Raw genomic sequence first — 1,896 nt, forward strand, 5'->3', positions numbered from 1 at the left:
AGAGTGGATACATTGGCGATACTCATGCACAACATTTTTGCGGCAAACATTTGTTGAATGGGCAGGTCAATCGGTGCGATATTCGTTTTGGGCTAAAGCTTATTATCAACAACAAGCAGCGAAAGGAAAACCACATAATACCATCATCAGAGCGTTGGCATTTAAGTGGATCAGGATATAATTATTGCGGTGCTGGAAAACCAGCACCGCATATGATGAATCAACCTATCTAGAAGCCTTGAAAAGTAAGGGTTCACCGCTCTTAAAATATGCGGTAGAAAGTAAAACTTAATGCTTGCTGTCCACCTCAGGGCGTGTTGTTAGAGGTAATTTACGGATATTCGAATCCATATTTAAAACTAATTAATTTATTTTCTTTAAAAGTATAAAAGCCATAATAAACGGGTATATTATAATTATTTAAAATATATGGATTAAATTCAACTCTGTAACTGTAATCATCAACGTTTTTAGTATGAGCTTCACCCAATTTTAACTTTAGCTCTTTCAGTGAAATTCCCAGTTGAATGCCTTTTGATGTAATAAAGGCCTCTAGCTCAATCGGAAATATTGGGTAATTAACTTTTTTATCAACTTTGTACTCTTCAATAAAGATCTCCGAAATATCAAATTTTGTACTTCCCTCATGAAAAGTAAAAGTGATTTTTTGATTTCGTTTAGGATTTAAAAAACAATAACCATTAAGTTCATATTTTCCACAATTAGGTGCAATATCATTAAGGGTACTTTTAGCAGATTCACTGTTATGAAGGAATATACCGCTAGCAGAGTCATCAAAATATTTGGGAGCTTCAGCAGAGACGGCAATGCTATGGAAAAGAAAAAAAATCAGAGTGAGCCACACTTTCATGATTACCTCTAACGAGCCTGTAGAATTTCTCTTTTAGAAAAAACAGCTCATAAAATCATTAAAATTAAGCCCTAAATTGCACTTCTATGTGAAATCTAGGACATATTGAGCGAAAAACACATTTAAAGCGACTCTCTGCGCATACAAAAAGCCATAGAAATTATCATTTTGAATAATTCTACAGCCTCAACGCCTAATTAACAGGTAAAAAATAGTTGGTTAAAATAAGCGAGGCACGAGCAAAAACAAACTGTTTTTTGTCCTGCTGAAATGACTTATAGTTGCTCCGTTCCATTAATTAATCAGTTTACCTAACTTATTAATAGGTGGAATATGCTTCTGTTGCTTACGAATATTTGAGCGAAAACATTCGATGCTTATAACAAGACTTTCGGAGCAACAGAAGTCACTTGTTTCAATACGCATACTCAGGGATTGCCGTCTATATCGACTATCTATAAGACCTGCGAGAAACAATACCACTGCCATATTCCATGGTTAACTTTACGCTTTGGAGGTCAAAAATGAAAGTTTTTAATCCTACTGATTTTGCCGCCCTTATCGCTATCGATTGGGCAGATCGTAAACACGACGTTTGTGAACTCGAACAGAAAAGCGACAAACCCATTTTTACCGTTATTTCCTCAAAACCAGAAGCTATTAATGCTTGGGCGAATACTTTAAAACAAAAATATAATGGTCAACCCGTTGCTGTCGCTTGTGAATTAAAAAAAGGCCCTTTAATTTATGCGCTCAGTAAATTTCAGCATATCGTATTGTTTACTATAAACCCCTCTACCGTAGCAAAATACCGAAAGGCATTTACACTCAGTGGGGCTAAAGACGATCCAACAGACGCGGCTATCCAATTAGAAATATTACAGCAGCATATGCCTAAATTGAGCGTCATTACACCCGATACCGAAAGTGTCAGGTCGCTTGCCCAACTGGTTGAATATCGTCGTAAACTCGTGCAAGACCGTGTAGATTTAACAAATAAAATCACCACAACGTTGAAGAATTAT

The 1,896-nt window shown here is 36.1% G+C and carries 2 protein-coding genes and 1 pseudogene; 2 read left to right on the forward strand and 1 reads right to left on the reverse strand.

The annotated features are described in order from the left end of the window. Positions 1 to 292 (forward strand): annotated as a pseudogene (locus DPX34_RS22185) (IS110 family transposase); the annotation flags it as partial. Positions 293 to 331: 39 nt separating this feature from the next. Here the strand turns inward: DPX34_RS22185 and DPX34_RS21530 are convergent. Further along, complete coding sequence (locus DPX34_RS21530; protein ID WP_111980450.1) at positions 332 to 871, reverse strand: hypothetical protein; 540 nt, start codon at positions 869 to 871, stop codon at positions 332 to 334. 524 nt (positions 872 to 1,395) lie between these two features. On the opposite strand from DPX34_RS21530, the gene DPX34_RS21535 reads away from it, so the two are divergent. Then, the coding region (locus DPX34_RS21535; RefSeq protein ID WP_157964591.1) for an IS110 family transposase at positions 1,396 to 1,896 on the forward strand (501 nt) is incomplete at its 3' end.

The organism is Algibacillus agarilyticus, assembly GCF_003286125.1.
In the GTDB taxonomy this organism is placed as follows: Bacteria; Pseudomonadota; Gammaproteobacteria; order Enterobacterales; family Alteromonadaceae; genus Algibacillus; species Algibacillus agarilyticus.